2 protein-coding genes are annotated in these 1,815 nt (G+C 29.6%); both read left to right on the top strand.

Features of this window, described 5'->3' with window-relative positions; genetic code table 11:
- The coding region (locus ABY298_RS16205; protein ID WP_372747077.1) for a mechanosensitive ion channel family protein at positions 1 to 910 on the top strand (910 nt) is incomplete at its 5' end.
- Positions 911 to 1,815, top strand: a 905-nt coding sequence (locus ABY298_RS16210) for a cation:proton antiporter (protein ID WP_372747078.1), incomplete at its 3' end; no start/stop codon positions are given.

Consider the following 1,815-nt stretch of genomic DNA (forward strand, 5'->3'; position numbering starts at 1 on the left):
AAAAATGGAAGATCAATTAAAAAAAATATTATATGATCCTACTGTAGGAAAAATAGCAACAATTTTAATTGGTATTATTATTATTTGGCTGATTATAAAAGCTATTCAAAAAAAATTTATTTCAAAATTAAAGGACAGCAATCATCGATATAAAACAAAGAAAATCTCCACTTTTGCTGGTTATTTGTTTACTATTATTTTAATAGCTGTAGTTTTTAGCAATAAATTAGGCGGTTTTACCATTGCTTTAGGTGTTGCCGGAGCAGGAATTGCATTTGCCTTACAAGAAGTTATTGCTTCTTTTGCAGGTTGGTTGGCCATTTTATTTGGTGGTTTTTATAAAACAGGAGATAGAGTTCAATTAGGTGGAATTAAAGGTGATGTAATGGATATTGGCGTTTTACGTACCACCGTAATGGAAATTGGACAATGGGTTGATGGCGATTTATACAATGGAAGAATTGTTTTAATTGCCAACAGTTTTGTTTTTAAAGAACCTGTTTTTAATTATTCTGGAGATTTTCCTTTTTTATGGGATGAAATTAAAATTCCTATTCAATACGGAAGCAATTATAACAAAGCAAAAGTGCTTTTTATTGATGTTGCTAAAAAAATAGTGGGAGATTTAACAGATCTTTCTCAAGATAAATGGCATAATCTGCAAAAAGAATTTTTATTGGAAAATGCTCAAACAGAACCTATGGTTACATTAATTGCCAACGATAACTGGGTTGAATTTACGCTAAGATATGTTGTTCACTTTAGAAAAAGACGCATAACCAAATCTGAATTATTTACTCAAATATTAACAGAAGTTGAAAAAACAAATGGTGATATTAAATTTGCTTCAGCAACATTCCATTTGGTAGATGCTCCCAACTTTAACGTTAACATTTCAAAAAAAATATAAATGTTTTTATCTGCAAAATTAGATCCAACTGTGGCTTTTGTTTCAGTTTTGGCCATACTTATTATACTGTTAGGTTTAATTCTTAAAAGGTTTAAACAACCTTACATTATTGGCTATATTATGGTTGGTGCTTTATTAGGTGAACACGGAATTGGCTTAATAAAAGATGCTGATTCCATTCATCATTTAGGTGAAATTGGCATTATTTTACTGCTGTTTTTTATTGGAATGGAAATAAGCTTACCAGAATTGGTAAAGCAATGGAAACTTGCAGTAATTGGAACTTTATTACAAGTTGGAGTTAGTGTTGCTATTGTTATTGGTATTGGTTATTTATTTAATTGGAATATAGAACGGTCTATAATTTTAGGCTTTGTTATTGCTTTAAGTAGCTCTGCTGTTATTATAAAAATAATTCAAGATAAAAACCTAATAACTACAAGAATTGGTAAAAATGTACTTAGTATTTTATTAATGCAAGACATTATAATTGTACCATTATTAATTTTAACCTCTATAATTGGCGGAAAAGAAGAACCTATTGAAAACATTGTTTTAATGATTGTTGGAGGATTGCTAGTTATGGCTATTTTAATTTACATTTATATTAAAAGAAGTATTAAATTACCTTTTGCCAGCAAACTAGAAAATGATCACGAATTACAAGTTTTTGCAGCTATTTTATTATGTTTTGGTGGAGCGCTTTTAGCTTCAGCTTTTGGACTTTCACCTGCATTAGGTGCATTTGTTGGAGGAATGGTGATGCATGTTTCTAAAGCAACTGACTGGATTTATGACACATTGCATTCTTTTAGAGTGTTGTTTGTTGCCTTGTTTTTTGTGAGTATTGGACTGCAAATAGATTTTGAATTTATTGTTGAAAATTATCTGGTAATTTCAATTGT

This window comes from Lutibacter sp., from assembly GCF_041596795.1.
Classification (GTDB): domain Bacteria; phylum Bacteroidota; class Bacteroidia; order Flavobacteriales; family Flavobacteriaceae; genus Lutibacter.